Source organism: Streptomyces sp. NPDC058955 (assembly GCF_042741435.1).
Taxonomy (GTDB): Bacteria; Actinomycetota; Actinomycetes; order Streptomycetales; family Streptomycetaceae; genus Streptomyces.
The window spans coordinates 464-23075 of record NZ_JBHYKM010000122.1; the positions used below are offsets into that span (position 1 = coordinate 464).

Genomic DNA, 22612 nt, shown 5'->3' on the forward strand with positions numbered 1-22612 from the left:
CGTCGACGAGGAGGTCCTGCGCGCCTCGGCCGGCCACGTCCTCGACGCGGCCGACCGCCTCCTCGCGGGTCCGGACGGTGGTCGCGTGGCCGCGTTCGTCGTCGCCGCCTTCGGCGACCCGGGCGTCGAGGACCTGCGCGCCCGCACGACGGTCCCCGTCGTCGGCATCGCCGAGGCCGCCCTGCGGGAGGCCGGCGCGGACGGCCGCCGCTTCGGCATCGCCACCACCACGCCCGGCCTGGCCGCCGCGATCGACGCGCGCGTCACCGCCCTGGGCTGGTCCCGCCGGTACACCGGCATCCGTCTCACCCCCGGCGACCCCAGGCAACTCGCGGCGACACCAGGAGACATGACGGAGCGTCTGGCCGAGGCCGTCGACCTCTGCGTACGGAAGGACGGCGCCGAAGCCGTCATCATCGGCGGCGGCCCGCTCGGCGAAGCCGCCGAGGCGCTCCGCGACCGCTTCCCGGTCCCGGTCGTCGGGCCGCTCCCGGCCGCGGCGCGGGAGATCCGGCGTCTGCTCGGGCAGCCGGACCCGGGGTGTACGCCATAGGGGTGACAGGTGCGCCGCACCCGTAACACCCGCCCGGGGGAACGCCGTTGCTTCGGCATGCGCATGACGTCGATGCTCGGGGTGGCCCTGACCGCCGTGTTCCTGGCGGCGGTCGCCCCCGCCCCCGCCGCCCCCGAGCAGTCCCCTCCGTGCGGCCACGAGGCCACCGGCACGGCCGAGCTCCGTACCGGCCCGAGCGCCTCCCGCCCCTCCCTGGGCCTCCTCCGGGCCGGCGACGCCCTCACGGTCCTCCGCGCGTCCGGCGACTGGTACCGCGTGAGCCTCGACCGACGCTCCCGCACGGGACTCCGCGCCGACACGGAGGGCTGGGCCGCGAAGCGACACGTCGGACCCCGCGCGTGCCCCCGCCCGACCGGCCGGCCCTAGGGCGAATCCTTCGGGCGGGCGCCGTGCGGTCCGTCGGCCGGTCAGCCCTTCGCGGTCCCGCAGGACCGGCGGGCCGCCGACTCGGCCGTCTTGCTGTCCTTGAGCGCCTTCGGCGGCTCGGCGCAGTCGAGGACGCCCGAGCCGTCGAGGTACCAGCTCACGGCGCGGCCGGTGGACGGCTCGCCGCCGGGGCAGGTGAGGCGGAAGTCGGCGACGACCTCCCGGACGTACCTGTACGCCACGAAGGTGCCGGGGCCGTTGACGGCGGTGTCCCTCCGGTCGAGGTCCGGCGCGGGCCGGCCGGTCTCGGAGAAGGTGGAGTCCTCGCCCGCGCCCCCGATGTGGGCGCCCAGCGAGCGCAGGGCGGCCGTCGCGTCGACCTTCGGTCCCGACGTCGTGTCGACGGCGACGCGCGGGGTGTGCAGCGGCTGCATCGGCTCGGTCAGCTCCCCGCCGCCCTTGCCGAGGACCTGCTTCGCCGCCACCCCGGTCAGCACGTCCCGCTGCTCGACGTCCAGCCAGGCGTAGGTGCCGTCCGCGCACGCCGTCGCCGCCGTGCTCTTCGCCGTCGCCGGGGGCTGCTGGGTCGCGGTGGCCGGGGCGTCGCCGCCGGACGTGCAGGCGGCCGTGCCGGTGAGCAGCGCGGCCACGGCGCCCGCCGCCATCCAGTTCTTCACGCTCTTCATGGTGATGCCTCCCCCGTATCGCCACTGGTCGGTGGCGATGTCGACCCTGCCGCTCACCGGATGCACCTGGCAAGCGACTTGAGCGACTTCTGAGCGTCCCGGCCGGAGGAGGGGGACGGCCTCCCCGGCCGGGACGCCGGTCCTGGCGCCGTCAGCCCGCCCGTCCGCACCGCTCCGTGTCGATCTCCGCGAGCGTCGCCTCGTTGTAGCGGGGTCCGTGCACGGTCGTCGCGTTCAGCACGCGGCCGGCCGCCTCCAGGACCTCGCCGGGGACGTCGAGGCCGAGCACCGACAGGTTCTCCCGCAGATGGCCGACCGACCGGGTGCCGGGCAGGGCGACGACGTGCGGGCCCCGCGACACGACCCAGGCCAGGGCCAGTTGCGCCAGGCCGATGCCGGACCGCTCGGCGAGTCGCGCCAGTTCGGCGCGGCGGGCCAGGTTGGCCGGGTAGTGGCGGGCGTCGAAGCGGGGCATGCCGCGGCGGATGTCGGCGGCCGGGAGGGCGTCCGGATCCGGTGGCGCCCCGGTGAGGAGACCACGGGCCAGCGGACTGAACGCCACCAGCGCGGCGCCGAGTTCACGGGTGGCCGCGAGCGTGCCCTCCTCCGGGTTGCGCGTCCAGAGGCTGTACTCGTTCTGCAGGGCGGCGATCGGGTGCACGGCGTGCGCCCGCCGCAGGGTCGCGGCGGACACCTCGGAGAGGCCCAGGGCGCGTACCTTGCCGGCCGTGACCAGCTCGGCCATCGCCCCGACGCTCTCCTCGACGGGCACCGCCCCGTCCAGCCGGTGCAGGTAGTAGACGTCGATGACGTCGGTACGCAGCCGGGCCAGCGCCGCGTCGGCGGTGCGCCGGATCGTCTCCGGCCGCCCGTCGATCACCCGGCGGCCGTCGACCCCGGTCATCCCGCACTTGCTGGCCAGCACGATCCGGTCCCGGTGCCGGGCGAGCACCCGCCCGACCAGCTCCTCGTTGGCGCCGAAGCCGTACAGCGCGGCCGTGTCGAAGTGCGTGACGCCCTCCTCGACGGCCGTCAGGAGCAGCCGCTCGGCGGCCTCCGGGGTCGGCGGGACGCCGTACGCGTGGCTCAGGTTCATGCAGCCCAGGCCGACCGCCGGCACCTCGAACGGCCCGATCCGGCGCGGGGCGGCCCGCCCAGCGCCGGTGGTGGTCGGCGCGGTCACGAGCCCGCGACCGCGTTCAGCTGCTCCTCCAGGCCGGCCAGCGTCCGGTAGCAGGACAGGACCTGGGCGATCGAGGAGTTCGGCTCGCGGCCCTCGCGGATCGCGGCGACGAACTCGCGGTCCTGGAGCTCGATGCCGTCCATCGACACGTCGACGCCGCTCACGTCGATCGGCTCGTCCTTGCCGGTGAACAGGTCGTCGTAGCGGGCGATGTAGGTGCCCGTGTCGCCGATGTAGCGGAAGAAGGTGCCGAGCGGGCCGTCGTTGTTGAAGGACAGCGACAGCGTGCAGATCGCGCCGTTCTCCGCCCGCAGCTGGATCGACATGTCCATCGCGATGCCCAGTTCGGGGTGGATCGGCCCCTGGATGGCGTGCGCCTGCACGATCGGCGACCCGGCCTGGTAGGCGAACAGGTCGACGGTGTGCGCGGCGTGGTGCCACAGCAGGTGGTCGGTCCAGGAGCGGGGCTCGCCCAGCGCGTTGAGGTTCTGCCGGCGGAAGAAGTACGTCTGCACGTCCATCTGCTGGATGGCGAACTCGCCGGCGTCGATCCGCCGCTTCACCCACTGGTGGCGGGGGTTGAAGCGGCGGGTGTGGCCCACCATCGCGACGAGCCCGGTGCGCTCCTGCGCCGCCAGGCACGCCTCGGCGTCGCCGAGCGAGTCGGCGAGCGGGATCTCGACCTGCACGTGCTTGCCGGCCTCCAGGCAGGCCAGGGTCTGCGCGGCGTGCATCTGGGTGGGGGTGGCGAGGACGACGGCGTCGATGTCGTCCATCGCCAGCACCTCGTCCAGGGTGGCGACGGCGCGCCCGACGCCCTGCTCGGCGGCGAACTTCCGGGCGCGTTCGAGGCTGCTGCTCACGACGGCGGCCACCTCGACGCCCTCGATCCGCCGGAGCGCGGCCGCGTGCTTGGCGCCGAAGGCGCCGCCGCCGGCCAGGGCGATCCGCAGGGTCCGGTCGTCAGTCATGTCACTCCTTCTCGGCGGGCTCTTCGGCCCGGGGGCGGTTTTCCAGGATCAGGTGTCCGACGGCGGTGTTGGACGCGGGCACATGGTAGAAGCGGTGCTTGACCTCGACCTGGCCCGAGCCGTCGACGTCGCTCAGGGCGCCGCGGGCGATCAGCCACATGACCAGCTCGATGCCCTCGGAGCCGGCCTCCTCGACGTACTCCAGGTGGGGGACCTCGGCCAGCCCCGCCGGGTCCTCGACCAGCCGGTCCAGGAAGGCGTTGTCCCACTCCCGGTTGATCAGGCCGGCGCGCGGGCCCTGGAGCTGGTGGCTCATCCCGCCGGTGCCCCAGACCTGCACGTTCAGCGGCCGGTCGTACGACTCGATCGCCCGGCGCAGGGCCTGGCCCAGCCGGAAGCAGCGGGCGCCGGAGGGCACCGGGTACTGCACCACGTTGACGTGGAACGGGATGACCTTGCACGGCCACTTCTCGACGTCGCCGAACATCAGCGACAGCGGGACGGTCAGCCCGTGGTCGACCGCCATCTCGTTGGCGAGGGTCAGGTCGAAGTCGTCCCGGATGAGGGAGTGCGCGATGTGCGCGGCCAGGTCGGGGTCGCCCTCGACGCCGGGGACGGGGCGGGGCCCGTACCCCTCGTCGGCGACGGGGTAGGAGGCGCCGGTGCCGAGGACGAAGGTCGGGATCAGCGACTGGTCGAAGGCGCTGGCGTGGTCGTTGTAGACCAGGAAGATCACGTCGGGGACGTTCTCCCGCTCCCACGCCTTGGAGTACTCGTACCCCTCGAAGACCGGCCGCCAGTACGGCTCGTCGGTCTTGCCGTGGTCGAGCGCCGCGCCGATCGCGGGGACGTGCGAGGTGAAGACGGCGCCGGTGACCGTGGCGTGCTCGGCGGGGGCCTGCGGCGCGTGGGCGGCTTCGAGGACGGCGTGGTCGATGCGGTTGCCCTCGACGGAGCGGCCGCCGCCGACCATCATCGCCCGGTACTCCTCCTCGGTCATGCCGGTCATCGAGCCCGCCATCTGCTGGAACGAGAAGCCCAGCGTGGCGCCCCACTTGGCGAGAAAGTAGATGTTGCCGCCCTCGCGCATCGCCGCGTTCAGGTCGCGGTCGAGCAGGGCCCGCTTCTGCTCCTCCCGCAGCGGCCACGCGTCGAGGTAGGCGCGCTCGTCGGCGAGGTACGCCGCCCGGTTCTCCGCCGTCATCAGCGACATGCAGAACTGGTTGAGGTGGTAGCCCTTCGCCGACTGCTCCGAGTCGAAGATGGTCGTCCCCGGAACCAGCTTGTAGGTCTTGTCCAGCGACATGCCGGTACTCCAATCGAGGGTGTCGCAGGGGCGGTTCAGGCGCCTTCGGGCCAGTACAGGCGGGTCGGGTTGTCGACGAGGAGCTTCCGCCGCAGCTCCGCCGTCGGCGCGATGTGCGGGACGAAGTCGACGAGCAGCCCGTCGTCGGGCATGTGGTCGGTGAGGTTGGGGTGCGGCCAGTCGGTGCCCCACAGCACCCGGTCGGGGAACTCCTCGACCACCCGTCGGGCGAAGGGGACGACGTCGCGGTACGCCGCCCGCTCCCCGTCGAGGGCCGGCGGGCCGCTCACCGTCAGCCGCTCCGGGCACGTCACCTTGCACCAGATGTCGGTCCTGGCCCGCATGAAGTTCAGGAAGGTCTCGAAGTCGGGCCCCTCCGGGTCCTTCGCGGTGTCCGGCCGTCCCATGTGGTCGATGACCAGCGGCACCGGGATCGACAGGAAGAAGTCCCGCAGGTCGGCGAGGTCGGCCGCCTCGAAGTAGACGACGACGTGCCAGCCGTACGGCGCGATCTTCTCGACGATGTCCAGCAGGTCCTGCTTCGGGGCCGCGTCCACGAGGCGCTTGACGAAGTTGAACCGCACGCCGCGCACGCCCGCCTCGTGCAGCTCCCGCACCCCGGCGTCGGTGACGTCGGGCCGCAGCGTCGCGACGCCCCGGGCGAGCCCGCCGGAGGCCCGCAGCGCGTCGACCATGGCGGTGTTGTCGGCGCCGTGACAGGTCGCCTGCACGACGACGTTGCGGCTGAAGCCGAGGTGGTCGCGGAGCGCGAAGAGCTGGTCCTTGGAGGCGTCGCACGGCGTGTACTTGCGCTCGGGGGCGTACGGGAACTCCTCGCCCGGGCCGAAGACGTGGCAGTGCGCGTCGACGGCGCCCTCGGGGAGCCGGAACTCCGGGCGGCTCGGACCGGCGTACCAGTCCAGCCAGCCGGGGGTCTTCTCGAAACCGGTCATCGTCAGTCCTCGTACCGCAGTCCGAGCTCGGCCAGCGGGCCGCGCATCCCGTACATGTCCAGGCCGAGCCTCCCCGCGCGGAACTGCGCGCGCTTGCCCTCCTCGTTCGCCTCGCGGGCCGCCGACGCGGCGGCCACCTCGGCGGCGCGCTCGCGCGGCACCACGACGACGCCGTCGGCGTCCGCGACGATCACGTCGCCGGGGCGCACCAGGGCGTTGCCGCAGACCACGGGCACGTTGACCGAGCCGAGGGTGGCCTTGACCGTGCCCTTGGCGTTCACCGCGCGGGAGAAGACGGGGAAGTCCATCCCCTCCAGGTCGGCGACGTCCCGGACCCCGCCGTCGATGACCAGGCCGCGGCAGCCGCGGGCCCGGAAGGAGGTGGCGAGCAGCTCGCCGAAGAAGCCGTCCTCGCTCTCCGTCGTGCAGGCCGCGACGACGACGTCCCCGTCCTGGATCTGCTCGGCGGCGACGTGCAGCATCCAGTTGTCGCCGGGCTGGAGCAGCACGGTCACGGCCGTGCCGCACATCCGCGCCTTCGGGTAGACCGGGCGCAGATAGGGGCGCATCAGCCCGACCCGGCCCATCGCCTCGTGGATCGTCGCGACGCCGAACGCCGACAGCTCCGCGACGGCCCGCGGGTCGGCCCGGTCGATCTTCGTGTGGACGACGCCGATCTCGGTGTGTTCCATGGGTGCTTCTCCTGGAGGGCGGGGGTCAGCGGCCGGCCGCGGCGAGGCGGGCGGCGAGGCGGGGGTAGACGCGCAGGGCGTTGCCGGAGTAGACGGCGGCGCGCTCCTCGTCCGACAGGTGCGGGGTGGCGTCCACGTACCGCTTCGTGTCGTCGAAGTGGTGGCCGGTGCGCGGGTCGATGTCGCGGACCGCGCCGATCATCTCGCTGGCGAAGAGGACGGACCGGCTGGGGATCACCCCGGTCAGCAGGTCGATGCCGGGCTGGTGGTAGACGCAGGTGTCGAAGAAGACGTTGTCGAGCAGCGCCTCCGGGTCCGGCCTGCCCAGCGCCATCGCCAGGCCGCGGAACCGGCCCCAGTGGTACGGCACGGCGCCGCCGCCGTGCGGGATCACGAACCGCAGCGTCGGGAAGTCGGCGAACAGGTCGCCCTGGACCAGCTGCATGAACGCCGCGGTGTCGGCGTTGAGGTAGTGCGCGCCGGTGGTGTGGAAGGCCGGGTTGCAGGAGGTGCTGACGTGGATCATCGCCGGGATGTCGTACGCGACCATCGCCTCGTACAGCGGGTACCAGCTGCGGTCGGTCAGCGGCGGCGCGGTCCAGCGGCCGCCCGACGGGTCGGGGTTGAGGTTGACCGTGACCGCGCCCAGCTCCTCGACGGCGCGGGTCAGTTCGGGCAGGCAGGTCGCGGGGTCGACGCCCGGCGACTGCGGCAGCATCGCGCCGGTCGCGAACCGGCCGGGGTAGAGGGTGCTCACCCGGTGGACCAGGTCGTTGCAGATCCGCGCCCACTCCGAGGAGACGGCGAGGTCGCCGATGTGATGGGCCATGAAGCTGGCCCGCGGCGAGAAGATCGTGAGGTCGCTGCCGCGCTCGTCCATCAGCCGCAGCTGGTTGCCCTCGATCGCGGCGCGCAGGTCGTCGTCGGAGATGACCAGGTCGGCGGGGTCGGGGGCGGGGCCGCGGCCCTCGGCCGCCGCGATCTGCCGGTCGCGCCACTCCGCCAGCTGCGGCGGGGCGGTGGTGAAGTGACCGTGACAATCGATGATCATGGAATCGTCCTCGTGTGCGTCCGGGGCGGCGGGCGTCCGGGTCAGTGGGCGTGGTCGCGGGTGGGCCAGCCCGTGTACTGCTCGGCCAGGTAGGTGCGGCCCGCGCGCGTCCCGACCACGTTGTCGAGCTCTCCGAGCTGCCGGCGCAGGTCGAAGGCGGAGGCGCCGGGCGCGGTGTGGAGCAGCCGGGTCATCCAGTACGAGAAGTTCTGCGCCCGCCAGATCCGCTGCAGGGCCCGCGGCTCGTACTCCTCCAGCGCGGCCCCGCCCGCCCCGCCGAGCGCCTTCAGCAGCACGTCGGCGAGCACCTTCACGTCGTGCAGCGCCAGGTTGAGCCCGCGGGCACCGGTCGGCGGCACCGTGTGCGCGGCGTCGCCGGCGAGCAGCAGCGAGCCCCAGCGCATCGGTTCCTGGACGAAGGAGCGGAACCGCAGCACCGTCTTCTCGGTGATCGGCCCCTCCTTCAGCCGGAAGCCGTCCTCGCCGGCCACCCGCGCCTGGAGCGTCTCCCAGATCCGGTCGTCGGACCAGGCGTCGACGGACTCGTCCGGCGAGCACTGGAAGTACATCCGCTGCACCGCCTCGGTGCGCTGGCTGATCAGCGCGAAGCCGTGCGCGGAGTGCGCGTAGACCAGTTCGGGCGCGCTGGTCGGCGCCTCGGCGAGGATCCCGAACCAGGCGAAGGGGTACTCCGTGCCGTACCGCACCCGCCGGTCCTCCGGCACCAGGTCGCGGCACATGCTCCGCGAGCCGTCCGCGCCGACGACGTACCGCGCCCGGATCTCGTGCCGGGTCCCGTCGGGCGCCGTGTAGCGCACCCGGGGGGCGTCGGTCGTGACGTCGAGGACCTCGGTGTCGCGGATCCCGAAGTGGACGGCGCCGCCGTCGCGTTCGCGGGCGTCGGCGAGGTCGACGAAGACGTCCGTCTGCGGATAGAGCCAGGTGGAGGCACCGACGAGCTTCTTGAAGTCGACCCGGTACGGCCGCCCGGCCGAGCGCACCTCGATGCCCTCGTGCTCGTGCCCGTCCCGCAGGATCCGGTCCGAGACCCCCGTCTCGACCAGGTCGCGGGCGACGTCGGCCTCCAGGATGCCGGCCCGCTGGGTCGTCTCGATCGCGTGACGCGTCCGGGTGTCGAGGGCGACCGTCTCGACCCCGGCGCGGCCGAGCAGGTGGGCCAGCATGAGGCCCGCCGGCCCCGCACCGACCACCGCGACCGGAACCGAGACGACGGAGTCGACGGGGACGTCGGCCATGGCATCTCCCAAGCAGCTGTGAGCGATCCGAACAGTTCGGAACGGCCCGAACGCTGCCAGCCTGCCCGGCCCCTGGTCTGCGGTGTTTCCGTCAGGCGGAAGCCGGTCCCGAACTCAGTCCGTCGTCCGGGTGCGCCTGCCGAGCTCGTCGGAGATCCCGTACGCGGCCCGCAGCAGCGGATCGCGCAGCGCGCGCGCCCTGCTCGCGCCCCGCGCCGTGATCACGATCCCCAGCGCCGCGCTCACCGGCCCCGTCCGCCCGATCCGCACCGGCGCGGCCACCGCCACCGTGCTCTCCGACAACTGCCGGTCGCTGACGAAGACCTGCTCGCGCCGGATCCGGTCCAGCTGGGTCCGCAGCGTCCTCGGATCGGTGACGGTGTGCGGGGTCCACGCCCGCTGCGGCGAGTCCAGGACCTCCTCCTGGATGTCCGCCGGCGCGTGCGCCAGCAGCACCCGCCCCATCCCGGTGGACCCCACCGGGAACCGGGTCCCGACGCCCGTCAGAAGCTCCACCGAGCGGTGCCCGGCGATCCGCTCCACGAAGACGAGTTCGGTGCCCTCCCGCACCGCCAACTGCACGTTCTCGTGGGTCGCCTCGTACAGGTCCTGCATGAACGGCAGCGCCACGTCCCGCAGGATCTGCGTCCGGGGGCAGCCCGCGGCGATCTCCCACAGCCGCAGCCCCACGTGCCACGACCCGTCCTCGCCCCGCTCCAGCGCCCCCCAGGCCGCCAGTTCGCCCACCACCCGGTGCGCGGTGCTCAGGGCCAGGCCGGTGCGCTGGGCGATCTCGGATAGTGTCTGGGCGGGGTGCTCGCGGTCGAAGGCCGCGAGGACCTCCAGTACCTTTCCTGCCGCCGTGCTCCGGGTCGTGCTCACGCCGCCAGTCTCGCAGACGGGTGTCGAGCCACCGGGCCGAGCGTGCCGACCACGCCCTTCCGCCTTCCCGCAGGCATGTCGCAACGACACGCAGAACGCAGACATGCAGACATCCAGAAATCCAGACGTGCAGACACCCAGACATCACGACCGAGGAGTCGACGTGCACCGTGAACTCGTGGGGTTGTCCTCGATGGCGACCCGCCCGATCCTCGCCGACCTTGCCGAACACCTCCGGCTCGCCCACGGCACGCCGGTGTGCTTTGAGTCCGCCGGCGGCGTGGAGATCGCCCGCCGTGTGCGCGAGGGCGCCGAGGCCGACCTCCTGGTCCTCGCCGCCGGAGCCCTGGCCGCCCTGGAGCGGGAGGGCCGGGTGCTCCCCGGATCCGTCCGCCCGCTGTGGATCTCCCAGGTCGTCGCCGCGGTGCCGGCCGACGCCCCCGCGCCCGCCCTCGGTTCCGTCGCCGACCTCCGTGCCGCCCTCACCTCGGCGCGGAGCGTCGCCTACTCGACCGGCCCCAGCGGTACGGCCCTGCTCGACCTGCTCGACCGCCTCGGCCTGGCCGACGCCCTCGCCGACCGCCTCGTCCAGGCCCCGCCCGGGGTCCCGGCCGGCAGCCTCCTGTCCTCCGGCCGCGCCGACCTCGCCTTCCAGCAGCACAGCGAACTGATGGACCTTCCGGGCGTCACCGTCCTCGGCCCGCTGCCCGGCGACACGGCCATCACCTCGGTCTTCGGCGGCGGCGTCCTCGCCTCCTCCGCGGACCCCGGGCGCGCCCGCGCGGTCCTCGGCCTCCTCGCCTCCGAGGAGGCGTCGCGGCTCGCCGGGGCCCGGGGGATGACACCAGCTCACTGACCTGCGGATTCGCCCGGACGGGCGTGAATCGAAGGTTATATCCGGGGCTAAATCCGATAGGGTCGCCGTGGAGGTGGCCCGTGTCCAAGGAAGAGGAACTGTTCAAGGCCGTGGAGGCGCTGCTGGCGGGCGGGCCGGAGTTCCCCGCGCCCGCCGAACGCGCCCGGCTGCGCGAGGCGGCCGGTGTCACACAGGCCGGGCTCGCCCGCGTCCTGGACACCACCCCGCAGACGGTCAAGAACTGGGAGGCCGGACGCAGCGAGCCCCGCCCGCCGCGCCGCGCGCCGTACCTGGCCCTGCTGGAGGGATGGGCGGAGCGGTACCCGGCGCCGGGCGGCGACGCCGCCGCCACACCGCAACCCCGGTCGGAGCCCCAGCCGGAGCCGGAGCCCCAGCCGGAGCCGGAGCCCCAGCCGGAGCCGGAGCCGGAACCCGAGAAGGAACCCGAGAAGGAACCCGAGGAGGAGCCGGTCAAGGTCGTCGCGCAGGCGGGCGCGGCCGGCACCAGGCGCGTCGCCAGGCGGGCCGCGTCCGCCGGCGACTCGCGCTTCGCCCACGGCCCCCTCGCCGTCGTCGACGCCGACACCGGTCCCGACGGCGCGGGCGGGTTGTCCGCCCACTGCGTCGGCGGCCTCGTCCTCGACGTCCCCGCGCGGTCGCTGCCCGAGCTGGTGGAGTGGGCGCTGACCGAGGCGTGCCTGGGCGCGCCGCGCCTGGACGGCTCCGGCTGGGACGCGGACCCGCTGCTCGTCCTGACCCCCGCCGCCCTGGAGCGGTACGGCCTGCCGGTCGCACTCACCGACGACGAGCGGATCGCGGGCCGGCTCCCTGCCGACCACCCCGCCGTCCGGGAGGTCGAGCGGGCCGACTGGCGGCTGACCCGCCGCGGCTTCGGCCCGTGGGCCCGGATCTACCGGCCCGCCCAGGGCGGCCGCCGGTTCTGCGCGCAGCTGTGCGTCCCGTCGTGGGGAGCGCTCGACACCCGCTCCTGGGGTGACGCCGCCGACCTGCCGCCGGCCGAACTCGCCCGCGTCCTCGGCCTGTACGCGACCCGGGTGATGACCCCGCGCGGTTCGACGGCCGTCACCGGCCTGGAGCTGATGACCGCGCTGCACCCGCCGACCCGCGCCTCCGAACCGGACGCCGAGGGGCGCCGGCACAGCGTCCACCACCCCGGCTCGCTCGGCAAGGACCCGATCGACCCGCCGCCGTGCGAGGCGATCGACGGCCATCCGGTCCTCGCGGACCTGCCCCGCTTCCACGTACGGGGGCCCGAGGAGCGGATCCTGGAGGAGGCGTACGACTGGGCGCGGGAGCTGACCGACGAGGAGTGCATGAAGCCGCACCTGGTCGGCATCGACGTCAACATGGCTTTCGGCGCCGCCGCGAACGGCGCCGTCGTCGGGCTCGCCGCACCGCCCGTCCACGCCACCGCGCCCGTCTTCGACCCGAAGGTGCCGGGCGCGTGGCTGGTCGACCTCTCCCACGTGGACCTCTCCCGCGTCCGGGTCGGCAAGGAGTGGCGGCGGCTCCGCGGCGACCTGCTGCCCAGCCCCTTCACACCGACCGGCGAGACCCCGACCGGGCCGGCCTGGTACGCCACCCCGACCGTCGCCTACGCCGTCGAGCTCGGCTACGAGGTCGCCCCCTCGGAGGGCTGGCTGCGCCCGGAGGCGGGGCGCTACCTGGACGACTGGTACAAGCGCCTGCGGGACGCGTACGTGGCGACGATGGCGGACCTCGGCGTCGACGACAAGCTGCCCGCCGCCGACTACCTGACGGCGATGGAGCGGTACAAGGAGCGCGACCCCCAGGCGGCGATCGTCCTCGGCGCGATCAAGAACACCGTCAAGGGCGGCATCGGCAAGCTCCAGGAGAAGGCGCGGGGCGGCGGCTGGCGGCCCGGCCTGCCGTGGCCCGCGCTGGCCCGGCCGACCTGGCGGCCGGACATCCGCGCCGCCGTCATCTCCCGGGCCCGGATCGGCATGCACCGCAAGATGGTCGCGCTCGCCGCCGCCACCGGCAGCTACCCGGTCGCGGTCCTGTCCGACTGCGCGGTGTACGCCGCCGACGGCCCCTCCCCGCTCGACGTCCTGCCGTACACGCCCGAGGGCAGGACCGTGCCGGGCTCGTTCCGCATCGGGGTCTCCCCGGGCATGGTCAAGCACGAGGGGACCAGGACCCCGCTGTGGGCCGAGGAGCTCCGCGAGGAGACCGGCGACCCGCTGCTCAACCTGGCCCGCTACATCGCGTAGCCGCGGCCGGTGACACCCCGGGGTGACGGGGACGACGACATCCGTACGGCGAGACACCGAGACCGGCGACAGCACCGGCCCGGAGACAGGGGAGTGGCAGCATGGCGGTGAGGTCGGTCGGCGAGGGCCTGGACCGGGTCCTGGACAAGGCGGTGACCCGCAGGCCGCCGCAGTCCGCGGGCGCCCAGATGCGGTTCCTGGTGAAGCAGCTCAAGGGCACCCGGGCGGTCGCCGCGCTGCTGGGGATCTCCCAGCGCACGGTCGAGCGGTACGTGAAGGACGAGATCAAGCGGCCCCGGCCGGAACTGGCCGCCCGGATGCGGGAGGAGACGCGCCGGCGCTGGCAGCCGCGGGTGAAGGCGCGGGCGCGGAAGACGGCCGGCACCACCGCGGGACTGATGATCGACGTCCGCGCCAGCCTCGGCTACGACGCTCCCGCCGGCACCACGGACGAGGCCCGCGAACGCCACCTCACCCTCGCGCTCCCGCCGCAGCACGCCGAGCGCATCTTCGCCGCGCGGGAACGCGGCGAGCACGAGATGCGCACGGCGGTCGAGGACGCCCTGAAGGACGTCTACTTCCAGCAGCGCGGCACCCGCGCGGCGAGCCTGGAGGACGTCCGCATGCTCCACGTCGAACACATCGAGTTCGACCTCTGAGGCACCGGCCGACCGGTGCCGGTCTTCGCGATCAGTCGGGGCGGAAGACACGCAGGCCGGACACCTCGAAGGACATCTCGTCCGTCGCGGGATCGGGCGCGGGGTGGTAGCGGCCCGCGCACACCGAGAGGTTGACGATCAGGCAGGCGTGCCAGGACCGCCCCACCCCGCGCCCGTCCGCGAACACCTCGGAGCCGTTCACCCACCACCGCACCGACCGCGCCCCGAACTCGGTCCGCAGGTCCACCCATCCGCCGGGGCGGACGGCGGGGGAGCGGTAGTAGCGGTGGGTGCCCCGCACCCGGTTGGAGAGTTCGAGCAGGTCCGGGTTGTCCGGGTGGTACTCGAAGACGTCGACCTCCTGACCGCCGTCCCGCCAGGTCCAGATCGCCGGCCAGGCGCCCGTCTCGTCCGGCAGCCGGACCCGCGCCTCCAGGACGTCGCCGGTCCGCACCTCGAAGCCCTCGGCGCTCCCCTCCGTGGTGAGCAGCCCGCTGTCCCACAGCCCGTCCGGGCGGCGGGTCGCACGGAAGATCCCGGAGCGGCTGTACGCGGGATCCTCCACCAGGTGGTCGAGCTTGTTGTCGAGCGGATTGACCGGTCCGCCGTCGGGATAGGCCCAGCTCCGCCCGGCGACCCACTGCGCGGCCGACGCGAAGTCGGCGGTGAGGACCGGATCGTCGGGGAGGGGTGGCACGGCCATGGCGGCTCCTCGCTGAACGGACGGCGAACGGGCGGTCGGCGGTCATCGGTCACCGGTCGGTGCGCGGTGGTCGGCGACGGTCCTCTCCATGGCTCCCCGCGTCCCGCCCCTCACATGCGGAACCCCCGCCTCCCTGGCGAGAACTCGTCACGGACTGGACGGGCGGGCGGCCCCCGGGTCTCAGTCCCTGACCAGGCAGAACGGGTGACCCGCCGGGTCGGCGAAGACGCGCCAGCCGCGCTTCCCGTCGCCGCCGTCGAGCAGCGTGGCCCCCAGCGCGAGGGCCTGCGCCTGGGCACTGTCCAGGTCCTCGACGCCCAGGTCCAGGTGGAACTGCTGAGGCCGCTCGGGGTCCGGCCAGTGCGGCGGGCGGTGGTCGGCCACCCGCTGGAAGGCCAGCACCAGGCCGCCGTCCGTGTGGAGCGTCGACCAGTCGTCGTGGAGCGACCAGCGCGGGTCGGGGCGGTCCACCTCGCCGCCGAGCAGCGCCGCGTAGAACGAGGCGAGTTCCCTGACGTCCGGACAGTCCAGCACCACACACTGCAGTTTGGCGATCATGGCGGCAGCGTAGATCAGTCGGGGCCGTCCGCGCGCGCCTCTTCCTGGGGGTCGAGGGGCCGGAGCAACGACCGCCCCAGGGAGGTGAGTTCGTACGTGACGTGCGGGGGTGAGCCGGGATGGGCGCCCGGGTGGTGAAGGCGTTCGACCTGTGCCACGAGGACGTCTGGCGGATGCGTCCGCCCGTCTTCGACGGCCGGCCCCTGGCCGTGCCGGTCTGCGGCGACGACGACACCGCGCTCGCGCTCGTACGGACCCTGGTGCGGGACACGGGCTGCCCGCTCCGGCCCCGCCGGGTCAGGCGAGGGCGTCGGGCCCGGTGTGGTGGTCGACGAGGCGGGTGAGCAGCCGGAGGAACTGGTCGCGTTCGTCCTCGCTCAGCGGGGCGAGGAGGTCCTCGTGCACGGCGTCGAGGACCTGGTCGAGGCGGCGCAGCCGACGGCTTCCCTCGGGGGTGAGCGTGATGATGTTGCGGCGCTGGTCGGAGGGGTCGGGCGACCGGTCGACGAGGTGGCGGCCGGTCAGTTCGTCGAGGACGCGGACCATGTCGCTGCGGTAGATGCCGGTGCGCCGGCTCAGCGTCGCCTGGCTGGCCGGACCGCCGTCCGCCAGGGAGGCGAGCACGGCGTAGTGCCATTTGCGGGCGTCGGCCCCCGCCAGTCCCTCGCCGACCAGGCGGTCCGAACGGGTGGTGAGCTGCGACAACAGCCGGCTGGCCCGCTGCCGGAGCCGGTCGGGGGCGCGCTCGTGCGGTTCTGGCCTGGTCATGGCGGGATTCTATCCGTTGTGTTAGTGGCACTAACGCTATAGGTTCGCTCACATCCGGCCATCGTTAGTGCCACTAACGTCGACGGTGGCCGTGGCCGCTACCAGGAAGGAAGACCCGTCATTCCCGCCATCTCGTCCACGACCCTGCGCATCCCCACCCCCGACGGCGAGGCGGACGCCTTCGCCGCCCGGCCCGACGACGGGGAGCGGTACCCCGGGGTACTGCTCTACAGCGACGCCTTCGGCGTGCGCCCCGAGCTGGAGCGGCGGGCCCGTGACCTCGCCGCGCACGGCTACCACGTCCTCGTCCCGAACCTCTACTACCGGTTCGGACCCGCGCCCGTGTTCGAACTGCCCGCGCACATCGGCGCGGAGATCCGGCCCGCGGTCATCGAGCGGCTGATGCCGTTCCTGGAGAAGGTGCTGGTCCCGGAGCGGATCCTCGTCGACGCCGCCGCGTACCTCGGGTTCCTCGCCGACCGGCCCGAGACCCGTCCCGGACCGGTGGGAGTGATCGGTTACTGCATCGGCGGCGCGCTGGCCCTGCGGGCCGGGGCGGCCCACCCCGACAAGGTCGCCGCCGTCGCCGGCTTCCATCCCGGCTTCCTCGTCACCGACGAGCCCGACAGCCCCCACCGCCTGGTCGCCGACCTCGCCGCGGAAGTGCACCTCGGCCTGTCCGGCAACGACATGAGCCCCGAGGAGCTCGCCACGCTCGAAGCGGCCCTCGACGCGGCCGGCGTCCGCTACACCGCCGAGACCTACCCCGGCACCGTCCACGGCTTCACCATGTCCGACACCGACGCCCTCCACCCCGCCGGCCTCCAGCTCCACTGGGACCGCCTCCTCGCCCTCCTCACCCGCACCCTGACGAGGGACTGAGTCCTCACGGGCCGAGCGGCCTCGCCGTCCCGGCGGGGTCGCCGGGCGAGGGCGCCGTGCAGGCGGTCGCCCTCCGTCCGGGACGCGGCGCGGGCCGCCCACCAGCCGCGGACGAACTCCGGGGCCCCGCAGGCCCCTTCGGTGAACGCTTCGAGCAGGGCCACCTGGCGCGCCGACGCGGCCGACGAGGGAGGTCACCCGGGCGGGCCTAGGAGTGGCGCCGGGGCGGGTGTGCGGCGGCATGTGCCCTCCGGTGTGGAGTACGGGCGCGGCCCGGGGCGGGGTCGGTCGTCAGGACGTGCGTCGCCCCGACGGCCGCAGCCCGCCCCGCAGCCGGCCGGCCGCGAAGGACCCGTCCGGTGTCAGGACGGCGTCCGCCCCGCCGCCCTCCTGGCCGCCCGTCATGACGGGCGCCGCTCCTGCGCGTCCGTCGCGGTCGGGAGGGAGTCCAGCCACTGCAGGAGGCGGTTGCCTTCGCGGCTCATGACCTCCGGGTCGCGCAGGGCGTTGGCCATGAGGGACATGCCCTGGTAGCCGGAGACGAGGGTGAGGGCCAGGTCGTCGGGGTCGGGGAGGCCCAGCGCGCGGAACTGGTGCGCGGCCCAGTCCAGGAGGCGGCGGATGACCGTGCCGGCCTCGGCGTCGAGGGTTCCGTCGGCGCGCTTGTCCAGCTCGACGGCGAGCGTGCCGGTCGGGCAGCCGTAGCGGGCGGCGGTGTCGCGCTGGGCGATCCAGCCCTCGATCAGCGCCTTCAGTCGCTCGCGCGGGTCCGCCAACTCATCCAGCCGCACCGCGAGTTCGTCCAGGTGCGCGGAGTGCTCGGCGAGCGCGGCGCGGACGAGCTCGTCCTTGGTCTTGAAGTAGTAGTAGACGTTCCCGACGGGGACGTCGGCCTCGCGCGCGATGTCGGCGAGGGTGGTGCGCTCGACCCCCTGCTCGTGCAGGACCTTCGCCGCCGCGGCCGTCAGCCGCCGCCGCTTCTGGGACGCCAGCTCTCGCCGGTTCACTGAGTTGGTCACCCGACTGACTATAGACAGCCCCGGGTGGCCCCGTGCTACGGTCTTCTCAGTCAGTCAACTAACTCACTTACTTCGGGGGTTCGAGATGATCACTGTCACGGGTGCGACCGGCAACATCGGCAGGACGCTGGTGGAGCTGCTGACCGACGCGGGCGAGGAGGTCGTGGCCGTCTCGCGGCAGTCGGCCCCCACCGAGCCCGCGGCCGGAGTCCGGTGGCTCCAGGCCGACATGGGAACCCCGGCCGGACTGCGGTCCGCCCTCGACGGCGCCCGCGCGCTCTTCCTCCTCGTGGGCGGCGAGCTCAACAGCCACGGCGAGGACCCGGCCGTCCTCCTCGACGGCGTGCGGGACTCCGGCGTCGAACGGATCGTCCTGGTCTCCTCGCAGGTCAGCGCCACCCGCCCGGCGGCGGCCTCGCACGCCCGCCTGCGCGCCTTCGAGGCGGCCGTCCGCGCCACCGGACGCGACGTCACCGTCCTGCGCCCCGGCGGCTTCGCCTCCAACGCCTTCGCCTGGGCGGAGTCGGTCCGCACCCGGCGTACGGTCCTCGCGCCATTCGCCGACGTGGCCCTGCCGGTCGTGGACCCGGCGGACATCGCCGCGGTCGCGGCGGCCGCGCTGCGCGAGGACGGGCACGCGGGACGTACGTACGAGCTGACCGGACCGGAAGCGATCAGCCCGCGCCGGCAGGCCGAGGTCCTAGCGGAGGCCCTGGGGGAGGAGGTCGCGTTCGTGGAGCTGTCCCGCGCCGAGGCCCACGCCCACCTCGCGACGTTCATGCCGGAGGACGTCGTCACCGGCACCCTGGACGTCCTCGGCGTCCCCCTCCCGGAGGAGCAGAAGGTCAGCCCCGACGTGGAGTCGGTCCTCGGCCGTCCCGCCGCCCCCTTCGCCGCGTGGGTGGCACGCAACCTCCCGGCCTTCCGGTGACCCGACGCCGGGGCGGTCAGCGAGCGCTGTCCGCCCCGGCCCCGGCCCCGGCGGCGCTCGCGGGACGGAAGTCCATGACCCAGTTCACCACCCACTCGTCCGTGCCGGCGGGGGCGAACGCCTGCTCCCAGCGGGCCGTCTCCGCGGTGATCCCCGACCAGCGGAACCGCACGCGGACCGGCGTGTCCCCGTAGTGGTCGTCGCCGTGGAACTCGCCCGTGCCGTCCGCCGCGAAGCGGCCCCGGACCGGTGGGAGCAGGCGGCCGGTGCGGGTGCTCGACCAGTTGAGCGTCCACTCGTCGGTCTCCGGCTCGTACAGGCGCAGGGTCAGGCCGCGGAAGCCCCTCGACGGGAAGGCGATCTCGTCGACGTGGGCGCGGCCGTCCCAGTGGAGGCGGCCGGAGGTGTGGCCGTCGAACTCCTCCCAGCCGGAGGAGGGGTCGAGGAAGTCGGTGAGGGCGCGGTTGCGGACGGTCCACTCGCCGACGAGGAAGTCGAAGCCGTGGGAGGTCATGCGGCCGGCCCCCCGTCCGCGACGGTCGTCGCCGTCGTGCCGGTGCGCAGCGAGTCCGCGAGGTACCCCGGCAGGTCTGGGGTGTCCGGGGCCAGCACGTGGCGGATCCACGCGGCGCGTTCGTGGCCGAGCGGGGCCAGCTCCCAGACGCAGCCGATCCAGGAGCGGTCACGGGCGGTGCCCGTCACCGGGACGAAACGGGTGGGGTCGTCGTCCGGGCAGCCGAGCACGGACTGGCCGGCCGCGGCCCCGGCGAAGTGGAGCACGTTGTCCCACGCCCAGCTGTAGACATTGAGGTACGCGCCCGTGTCGTCGCCCCGGTGGAGGACGGCGAAACCCGCGGCCGGCGTGCCGTCCGGCTCCGGCAGCAGCTCGGGGAGCAGGGCGTACGCCGCCTTCTCCACCTCCGGTTCGATGCCCGCCGGGTCGGACGTGACGTGGTAGCGCTTGATGTGCCGGCCGCCGATCTCGACGGGCTCCGGCACGAAGAGGTTCTTCTCCGTGAAAGCCATGGCTGGACTGTAGGAGGACTTCACTGACACGGTGTGTCAGTGAAGTCCAGCCGTCTTCTGTCGATCCTGCTGCTCCTGGAGACCCGCGGGCGGATGACCGCCGCCGAGCTCGCCGAGGAGCTGGAGGTCTCCGTCCGCACCGTCTACCGGGACGTCGAGTCCCTGCACGCCGCCGGAGTGCCGCTCTACGGGGACGCCGGGCACCGCGGCGGCTACCAGCTGCTCGCCGGCCACCGCTCCCGGCTCACCGGTCTGTACGCGCGCGAGGCCGAGGCGCTCGTGCTCGCCGGGCTGCCCGTCGCCGCCGACGAACTCGGCCTCGGCGGCCACTTCGCCGACGCCCAGCTGAAACTGCGCGCCGCCCTGCCCGCCCCGCTGCGCGAGCACGTCGACCGGCTCCGCACCCGCTTCCACATCGACGCGCCCGGCTGGTACGCGGAGTCCACCGAGGCCCCGTTCCTGCCCCAGGTCGCCGAGGCCGTCCGCGCCGGGCGGGTGCTCGCCGTCCGCTACCGGCGCTGGAAGGAGCCGACCGAGGTCGACCGCCGGCTCGCACCGTACGGCCTGGTGCTCAAGGCCGGCCGCTGGTACCTGGTCGCCGGGCCCGGCCCGCGGACGTACCGGGTCGACCAGATCATCTCCCTCACCGTCACCGACGAGGAGGCGACCGCCCCGCCCGGCTTCGACCTGGCCGCGCACTGGCGGGAGAGCCAGCGGGACTTCCACGCCCGCCTCCACCAGGGCGAGGCCGTCGTCCGCGTCTCCCCCGAGGGAGCCGCCCGCCTGACCGGCGCCGCCGCCCGCGCCGTCGCCGAGACCGGCGTCCCCGAACCCGACGGCTGGACCCGCGCCACCCTCCCGGTGGAGACCCCCGACCACGCCCACGCCACCCTCCTCGCCCTCGGCACCGAGGTGGAGGTCCTCGCCCCCGTCGAGCTGCGCGACCGCATCGCCGCCACCGTACGGACGCTGGCGGAGCGGTACGCCTGAGGCGGGCCGGCTACTCGGGGCGGCCGAAGCGGTGGGACGCCCACACGAGGGCCAGCGCCCCCACGGTCAGCAGCAGGCCCGCTTCCAGGACGAGGGGCGGCTGCCGGCCGGCCCAGGCGACGGAGCCGCCGGTCGTCTGCCCGGGGACGCGGAGGGCGACGCAGCGGCGCAGCACGTCCACGGCGTACGCGAGCGGGTTCACGGCCGTCAGGGCCTGCGCCCAGCCGGGCAGCGACGCCGGCGGGAAGAAGCCGCCGGAGAGGAAGAGCAGCGGCATCATCACCAGGCCGAGCAGCGTGTGGAAGGTCTCCGGGCCGCGCAGGCCCACCGCCAGTGCCAGGGACAGCGCCGTGAGGGTGAACGAGGCGAGGACCATGCCGCCCAGCAGCAGCGCCAGCAGCACCGGGTCGTACGGCAGACCGACCGCGCCGGCCAGGCCGAGGAGGACCGCGCCCTGCACCGTCGCCACCAGGGTGCCGCCGGCACAGCTGCCGAGCAGGAGGGTGGTGCGGCCGACGGGGGCCATCAGCAGCTCGCGGAGATAGCCGCTCTGACGGTCGGTGATCAGCCGGATGCCGACCATGATGGCCGGGGTCTGCACGGTCATCATCAGCATGCCGGGGAAGAGGTACGTCCGGTAGCCGACCCCCAGCGACCCGGCGGGGATCAGCGCGGCCAGCCCGCCGCCCAGGATGAACAGGTACAGCACCGGATGGAGCAGCATCAGCGCGGTGGGCACGCGCTGCCGGGCCAGCCGCAGCAGATCGCGGTGGACCAGGGCGTGGACCGCGCGCAGTTCGCGCCGGAGGCGGGACGGGCGGGCGGGGCCGGCGTCACCGGGGCCCGGCAGGACGAGCGTCGTCACCGTCCGCCTCCCGTCCCCTCGGGACCGGCCAGGCTGCGGCCGGTGTGGTGGAAGAAGACGTCGTCGAGGGTGGGCGGGGTCGCGGAGGCGGCGTGCACGGCGATGCCGTGGACCTCCAGCGCCGCGCACAGGCGCGGGATCCAGGCGCTCCCGTCGGGCACCCGCAGCCAGACGCCGTCCGCGTCCACGTGCACCGTCCGCTCCGGCGGGACGAGCAGCAGGGCGACCCGGCGGGCCTCGGCGTCGTCGCTCGTGCGCAGCACCACCCGGTCGTCCCCGATCGCCGCCTTCACCCCGGACGGCGTCCCCTGGGCCACCAGCCGGCCGCGGTCGATGATCGCGAGGCGGTCGCAGTGCTCCGCCTCGTCCAGATAGTGGGTGGTGACGAAGAGCGTGCTGCCGTGCCGGTCGCGCAGCGCCCGCAGGTGCTCCCAGATCCGGGCCCGCGCGTGCGGGTCGAGCCCGGTGGTCGGCTCGTCCAGGAACAGCACACCGGGCTCGTGCAGCAACTGCCGGGCGATCTCCAGGCGCCGCCGCATGCCGCCCGACAGGGTGCGGACGGGTGAGCGCCGCCGGTCGGTCAGATCGGCCAGGGCGAGCACCTCGGCCGTGCGCCGGCGGACCTCGGCGCGGCGGAGCCCGTACAGGCGGGCGTGGACGCGGAGGTTCTGCTCGGCCGTCAGGTCCGGGTCGAGGGCGCTGTGCTGGAACAGCAGGCCGACCCGGCGCCGTACCCGCTCGGGCTCGGTGAGGACGTCGGCGCCCGCCACGACGGCGCGGCCCGAGGTGGGGCGGGCCAGGGCGCACAGCATCGCGATGGTGGTGGACTTGCCGGCGCCGTTGGGGCCGAGGAAGGCGAAGGTCTCGCCCCCGCGCACGTCCAGGTCCAGGCCGCGCACCGCGTGGGTGGGGGAGCCGTCCGGGCCGCTGTAGCTCTTGACCAGCCCGCGGACGCTGATGGCGGGCGCGGTCTCGGTGGGGTCGGCCGGGGCGCCGGGGGCGCCGGTGCGGGCGGGCTCGTGGTCACGGGCGTGCAGCTGCATGGTCCGGTCCTCGTCCTGGGGGTCGCCGTCGGTGGACGGCCGGATGCGCCGGCGGAACGCCGACGGGAACGGCGCCCTACGGCGCGCCCGGCCGTGGGGCCCCCCCCCCGGGCGGGGGGGGGGGCGCCCCCCGGGCC

The 22612-nt window shown here is 74.3% G+C and carries 25 protein-coding genes and 1 pseudogene; 9 read left to right on the top strand and 17 right to left on the bottom strand.

Translation table 11 applies throughout. From position 1 onward, the window contains the following. Together ACFW1I_RS32080 and ACFW1I_RS32085 are read left to right on the top strand one after the other, a co-directional pair. Positions 1–553, top strand: a 553-nt coding sequence (locus ACFW1I_RS32080; RefSeq protein WP_384676532.1) for an aspartate/glutamate racemase family protein, incomplete at its 5' end; no start/stop codon positions are given. 9 nt (positions 554–562) lie between these two features. Beyond that, positions 563–940: an SH3 domain-containing protein gene (locus ACFW1I_RS32085; RefSeq protein WP_384676534.1), complete on the top strand. Its 378-nt coding sequence runs from the start codon at positions 563–565 to the stop codon at positions 938–940. A 41-nt stretch (positions 941–981) separates the two neighbouring features. On the opposite strand, the gene ACFW1I_RS32090 is transcribed toward ACFW1I_RS32085, so the two are convergent. From ACFW1I_RS32090 to ACFW1I_RS32130, 9 genes are all read right to left on the bottom strand, one after another. Further along, entirely contained in the window at positions 982–1683 is a 702-nt protein-coding gene (locus tag ACFW1I_RS32090; RefSeq protein WP_384676536.1) for a hypothetical protein, read from the bottom strand. 94 nt (positions 1684–1777) lie between these two features. Continuing rightward, a complete protein-coding gene (locus ACFW1I_RS32095; protein ID WP_384676538.1) occupies positions 1778–2809 on the bottom strand; it encodes an aldo/keto reductase in 1032 nt (343 codons plus the stop codon). Then, positions 2806–3780: a Gfo/Idh/MocA family oxidoreductase gene (locus ACFW1I_RS32100; RefSeq protein WP_384676540.1), complete on the bottom strand. Its 975-nt coding sequence runs from the start codon at positions 3778–3780 to the stop codon at positions 2806–2808. The genes ACFW1I_RS32095 and ACFW1I_RS32100 overlap by 4 nt, the downstream gene beginning before the upstream one ends. Position 3781: 1 nt before the next feature. Continuing rightward, positions 3782–5086, bottom strand: a complete 1305-nt coding sequence (gene ligA, locus ACFW1I_RS32105) for a protocatechuate 4,5-dioxygenase subunit alpha (RefSeq protein WP_384676542.1) — start codon at positions 5084–5086, stop codon at positions 3782–3784. Between the two features lie 35 nt (positions 5087–5121). Continuing rightward, complete coding sequence (locus tag ACFW1I_RS32110; RefSeq protein ID WP_384676544.1) at positions 5122–6039, bottom strand: amidohydrolase family protein; 918 nt, start codon at positions 6037–6039, stop codon at positions 5122–5124. Between the two features lie 2 nt (positions 6040–6041). Beyond that, positions 6042–6731 carry a 4-carboxy-4-hydroxy-2-oxoadipate aldolase/oxaloacetate decarboxylase gene (gene ligK / locus ACFW1I_RS32115; protein ID WP_384676546.1) on the bottom strand — a complete coding sequence of 230 codons (690 nt, stop codon included), beginning with the start codon at positions 6729–6731 and terminating at the stop codon, positions 6042–6044. 25 nt (positions 6732–6756) lie between these two features. Continuing rightward, positions 6757–7782, bottom strand: a complete 1026-nt coding sequence (locus ACFW1I_RS32120; RefSeq protein WP_384676548.1) for an amidohydrolase family protein — start codon at positions 7780–7782, stop codon at positions 6757–6759. Between the two features lie 41 nt (positions 7783–7823). Beyond that, positions 7824–9038 carry a 4-hydroxybenzoate 3-monooxygenase gene (locus ACFW1I_RS32125; protein WP_384676550.1) on the bottom strand — a complete coding sequence of 405 codons (1215 nt, stop codon included), beginning with the start codon at positions 9036–9038 and terminating at the stop codon, positions 7824–7826. 114 nt (positions 9039–9152) lie between these two features. Continuing rightward, a complete protein-coding gene (locus ACFW1I_RS32130; protein WP_384676552.1) occupies positions 9153–9920 on the bottom strand; it encodes an IclR family transcriptional regulator in 768 nt (255 codons plus the stop codon). A gap of 163 nt (positions 9921–10083) precedes the next feature. Here ACFW1I_RS32130 and ACFW1I_RS32135 point away from each other — a divergent pair, with 163 nt between their 5' ends. From ACFW1I_RS32135 to tpg, 3 genes are all read left to right on the top strand, one after another. Beyond that, positions 10084–10776, top strand: coding sequence for a substrate-binding domain-containing protein (locus ACFW1I_RS32135; protein WP_384676554.1), 693 nt, complete (start codon positions 10084–10086; stop codon positions 10774–10776). 80 nt (positions 10777–10856) lie between these two features. Then, a complete protein-coding gene (tap, locus tag ACFW1I_RS32140) occupies positions 10857–13031 on the top strand; it encodes a telomere-associated protein Tap (RefSeq protein ID WP_384676556.1) in 2175 nt (724 codons plus the stop codon). 107 nt (positions 13032–13138) lie between these two features. Then, positions 13139–13690 carry a telomere-protecting terminal protein Tpg gene (gene tpg, locus ACFW1I_RS32145; RefSeq protein WP_384676576.1) on the top strand — a complete coding sequence of 184 codons (552 nt, stop codon included), beginning with the start codon at positions 13139–13141 and terminating at the stop codon, positions 13688–13690. 31 nt (positions 13691–13721) lie between these two features. Here the strand turns inward: tpg and ACFW1I_RS32150 are convergent, their stop codons facing one another. Both ACFW1I_RS32150 and ACFW1I_RS32155 read right to left on the bottom strand, forming a co-directional pair. Then, entirely contained in the window at positions 13722–14393 is a 672-nt protein-coding gene (locus tag ACFW1I_RS32150) for a beta-glucanase (RefSeq protein ID WP_384676558.1), read from the bottom strand. Positions 14394–14573: 180 nt separating this feature from the next. Beyond that, positions 14574–14951 (bottom strand): VOC family protein, encoded by a 378-nt coding sequence (locus tag ACFW1I_RS32155; RefSeq protein WP_384676560.1) that lies wholly within the window; start codon positions 14949–14951, stop codon positions 14574–14576. Positions 14952–15064: 113 nt separating this feature from the next. Here ACFW1I_RS32155 and ACFW1I_RS32160 point away from each other — a divergent pair. Further along, positions 15065–15229, top strand: a pseudogene (locus tag ACFW1I_RS32160) (NADP oxidoreductase); the annotation flags it as partial. 19 nt (positions 15230–15248) lie between these two features. On the opposite strand, the gene ACFW1I_RS32165 reads toward ACFW1I_RS32160, so the two are convergent. Next, positions 15249–15719 carry a MarR family winged helix-turn-helix transcriptional regulator gene (locus tag ACFW1I_RS32165; RefSeq protein WP_384676562.1) on the bottom strand — a complete coding sequence of 157 codons (471 nt, stop codon included), beginning with the start codon at positions 15717–15719 and terminating at the stop codon, positions 15249–15251. Positions 15720–15848: 129 nt separating this feature from the next. Between ACFW1I_RS32165 and ACFW1I_RS32170 the strand changes: the two genes are divergently transcribed. Beyond that, complete coding sequence (locus tag ACFW1I_RS32170) at positions 15849–16601, top strand: dienelactone hydrolase family protein (RefSeq protein ID WP_384676578.1); 753 nt, start codon at positions 15849–15851, stop codon at positions 16599–16601. A gap of 401 nt (positions 16602–17002) precedes the next feature. Here ACFW1I_RS32170 and ACFW1I_RS32175 read toward each other — a convergent pair whose 3' ends face one another. Then, positions 17003–17608: a TetR/AcrR family transcriptional regulator gene (locus tag ACFW1I_RS32175; protein WP_384676580.1), complete on the bottom strand. Its 606-nt coding sequence runs from the start codon at positions 17606–17608 to the stop codon at positions 17003–17005. A gap of 97 nt (positions 17609–17705) precedes the next feature. On the opposite strand from ACFW1I_RS32175, the gene ACFW1I_RS32180 reads away from it, so the two are divergent. Further along, the gene (locus tag ACFW1I_RS32180) at positions 17706–18551 is read left to right on the top strand and encodes an SDR family oxidoreductase (protein ID WP_384676564.1); all 846 of its coding nucleotides are present in this window, start codon (positions 17706–17708) and stop codon (positions 18549–18551) included. A gap of 16 nt (positions 18552–18567) precedes the next feature. Here ACFW1I_RS32180 and ACFW1I_RS32185 read toward each other — a convergent pair whose 3' ends face one another. Together ACFW1I_RS32185 and ACFW1I_RS32190 are read right to left on the bottom strand one after the other, a co-directional pair. Further along, positions 18568–19065, bottom strand: a complete 498-nt coding sequence (locus tag ACFW1I_RS32185) for a hypothetical protein (RefSeq protein WP_384676566.1) — start codon at positions 19063–19065, stop codon at positions 18568–18570. After that, entirely contained in the window at positions 19062–19577 is a 516-nt protein-coding gene (locus tag ACFW1I_RS32190) for a hypothetical protein (RefSeq protein ID WP_384676568.1), read from the bottom strand. Before ACFW1I_RS32190 ends, ACFW1I_RS32185 begins: the two co-directional genes overlap by 4 nt. Before the next feature lie 39 nt (positions 19578–19616). Between ACFW1I_RS32190 and ACFW1I_RS32195 the strand changes: the two genes are divergently transcribed. Further along, on the top strand, positions 19617–20567 hold the full coding sequence (locus tag ACFW1I_RS32195) for a helix-turn-helix transcriptional regulator (RefSeq protein WP_384676570.1): 951 nt from the start codon (positions 19617–19619) through the stop codon (positions 20565–20567). A 10-nt stretch (positions 20568–20577) separates the two neighbouring features. Here the strand turns inward: ACFW1I_RS32195 and ACFW1I_RS32200 are convergent, their stop codons facing one another. Next, entirely contained in the window at positions 20578–21432 is an 855-nt protein-coding gene (locus tag ACFW1I_RS32200) for an ABC transporter permease (RefSeq protein WP_384676572.1), read from the bottom strand. Beyond that, entirely contained in the window at positions 21429–22475 is a 1047-nt protein-coding gene (locus ACFW1I_RS32205; protein ID WP_384676574.1) for an ATP-binding cassette domain-containing protein, read from the bottom strand. Before ACFW1I_RS32205 ends, ACFW1I_RS32200 begins: the two co-directional genes overlap by 4 nt. Between the last annotated feature and the right edge of the window lie 137 nt (positions 22476–22612).

Excerpts from the sequence above, each read along its gene's own strand:
- ACFW1I_RS32100 (WP_384676540.1), bottom strand. The coding sequence starts at position 3,780 with ATGACTGACGACCGGACCCTGCGGATCGCCCTGGCCGGCGGCGGCGCC.
- ligA (WP_384676542.1), bottom strand. The coding sequence starts at position 5,086 with ATGTCGCTGGACAAGACCTACAAGCTGGTTCCGGGGACGACCATCTTC.
- ACFW1I_RS32110 (WP_384676544.1), bottom strand. The coding sequence starts at position 6,039 with ATGACCGGTTTCGAGAAGACCCCCGGCTGGCTGGACTGGTACGCCGGT.
- ligK (WP_384676546.1), bottom strand. The coding sequence starts at position 6,731 with ATGGAACACACCGAGATCGGCGTCGTCCACACGAAGATCGACCGGGCC.
- ACFW1I_RS32120 (WP_384676548.1), bottom strand. The coding sequence starts at position 7,782 with ATGATCATCGATTGTCACGGTCACTTCACCACCGCCCCGCCGCAGCTG.
- ACFW1I_RS32125 (WP_384676550.1), bottom strand. The coding sequence starts at position 9,038 with ATGGCCGACGTCCCCGTCGACTCCGTCGTCTCGGTTCCGGTCGCGGTG.
- ACFW1I_RS32150 (WP_384676558.1), bottom strand. The coding sequence starts at position 14,393 with ATGGCCGTGCCACCCCTCCCCGACGATCCGGTCCTCACCGCCGACTTC.
- ACFW1I_RS32155 (WP_384676560.1), bottom strand. The coding sequence starts at position 14,951 with ATGATCGCCAAACTGCAGTGTGTGGTGCTGGACTGTCCGGACGTCAGG.
- ACFW1I_RS32165 (WP_384676562.1), bottom strand. The coding sequence starts at position 15,719 with ATGACCAGGCCAGAACCGCACGAGCGCGCCCCCGACCGGCTCCGGCAG.
- ACFW1I_RS32180 (WP_384676564.1), top strand. The coding sequence starts at position 17,706 with ATGATCACTGTCACGGGTGCGACCGGCAACATCGGCAGGACGCTGGTG.
- ACFW1I_RS32185 (WP_384676566.1), bottom strand. The coding sequence starts at position 19,065 with ATGACCTCCCACGGCTTCGACTTCCTCGTCGGCGAGTGGACCGTCCGC.
- ACFW1I_RS32190 (WP_384676568.1), bottom strand. The coding sequence starts at position 19,577 with ATGGCTTTCACGGAGAAGAACCTCTTCGTGCCGGAGCCCGTCGAGATC.
- ACFW1I_RS32205 (WP_384676574.1), bottom strand. The coding sequence starts at position 22,475 with ATGCAGCTGCACGCCCGTGACCACGAGCCCGCCCGCACCGGCGCCCCC.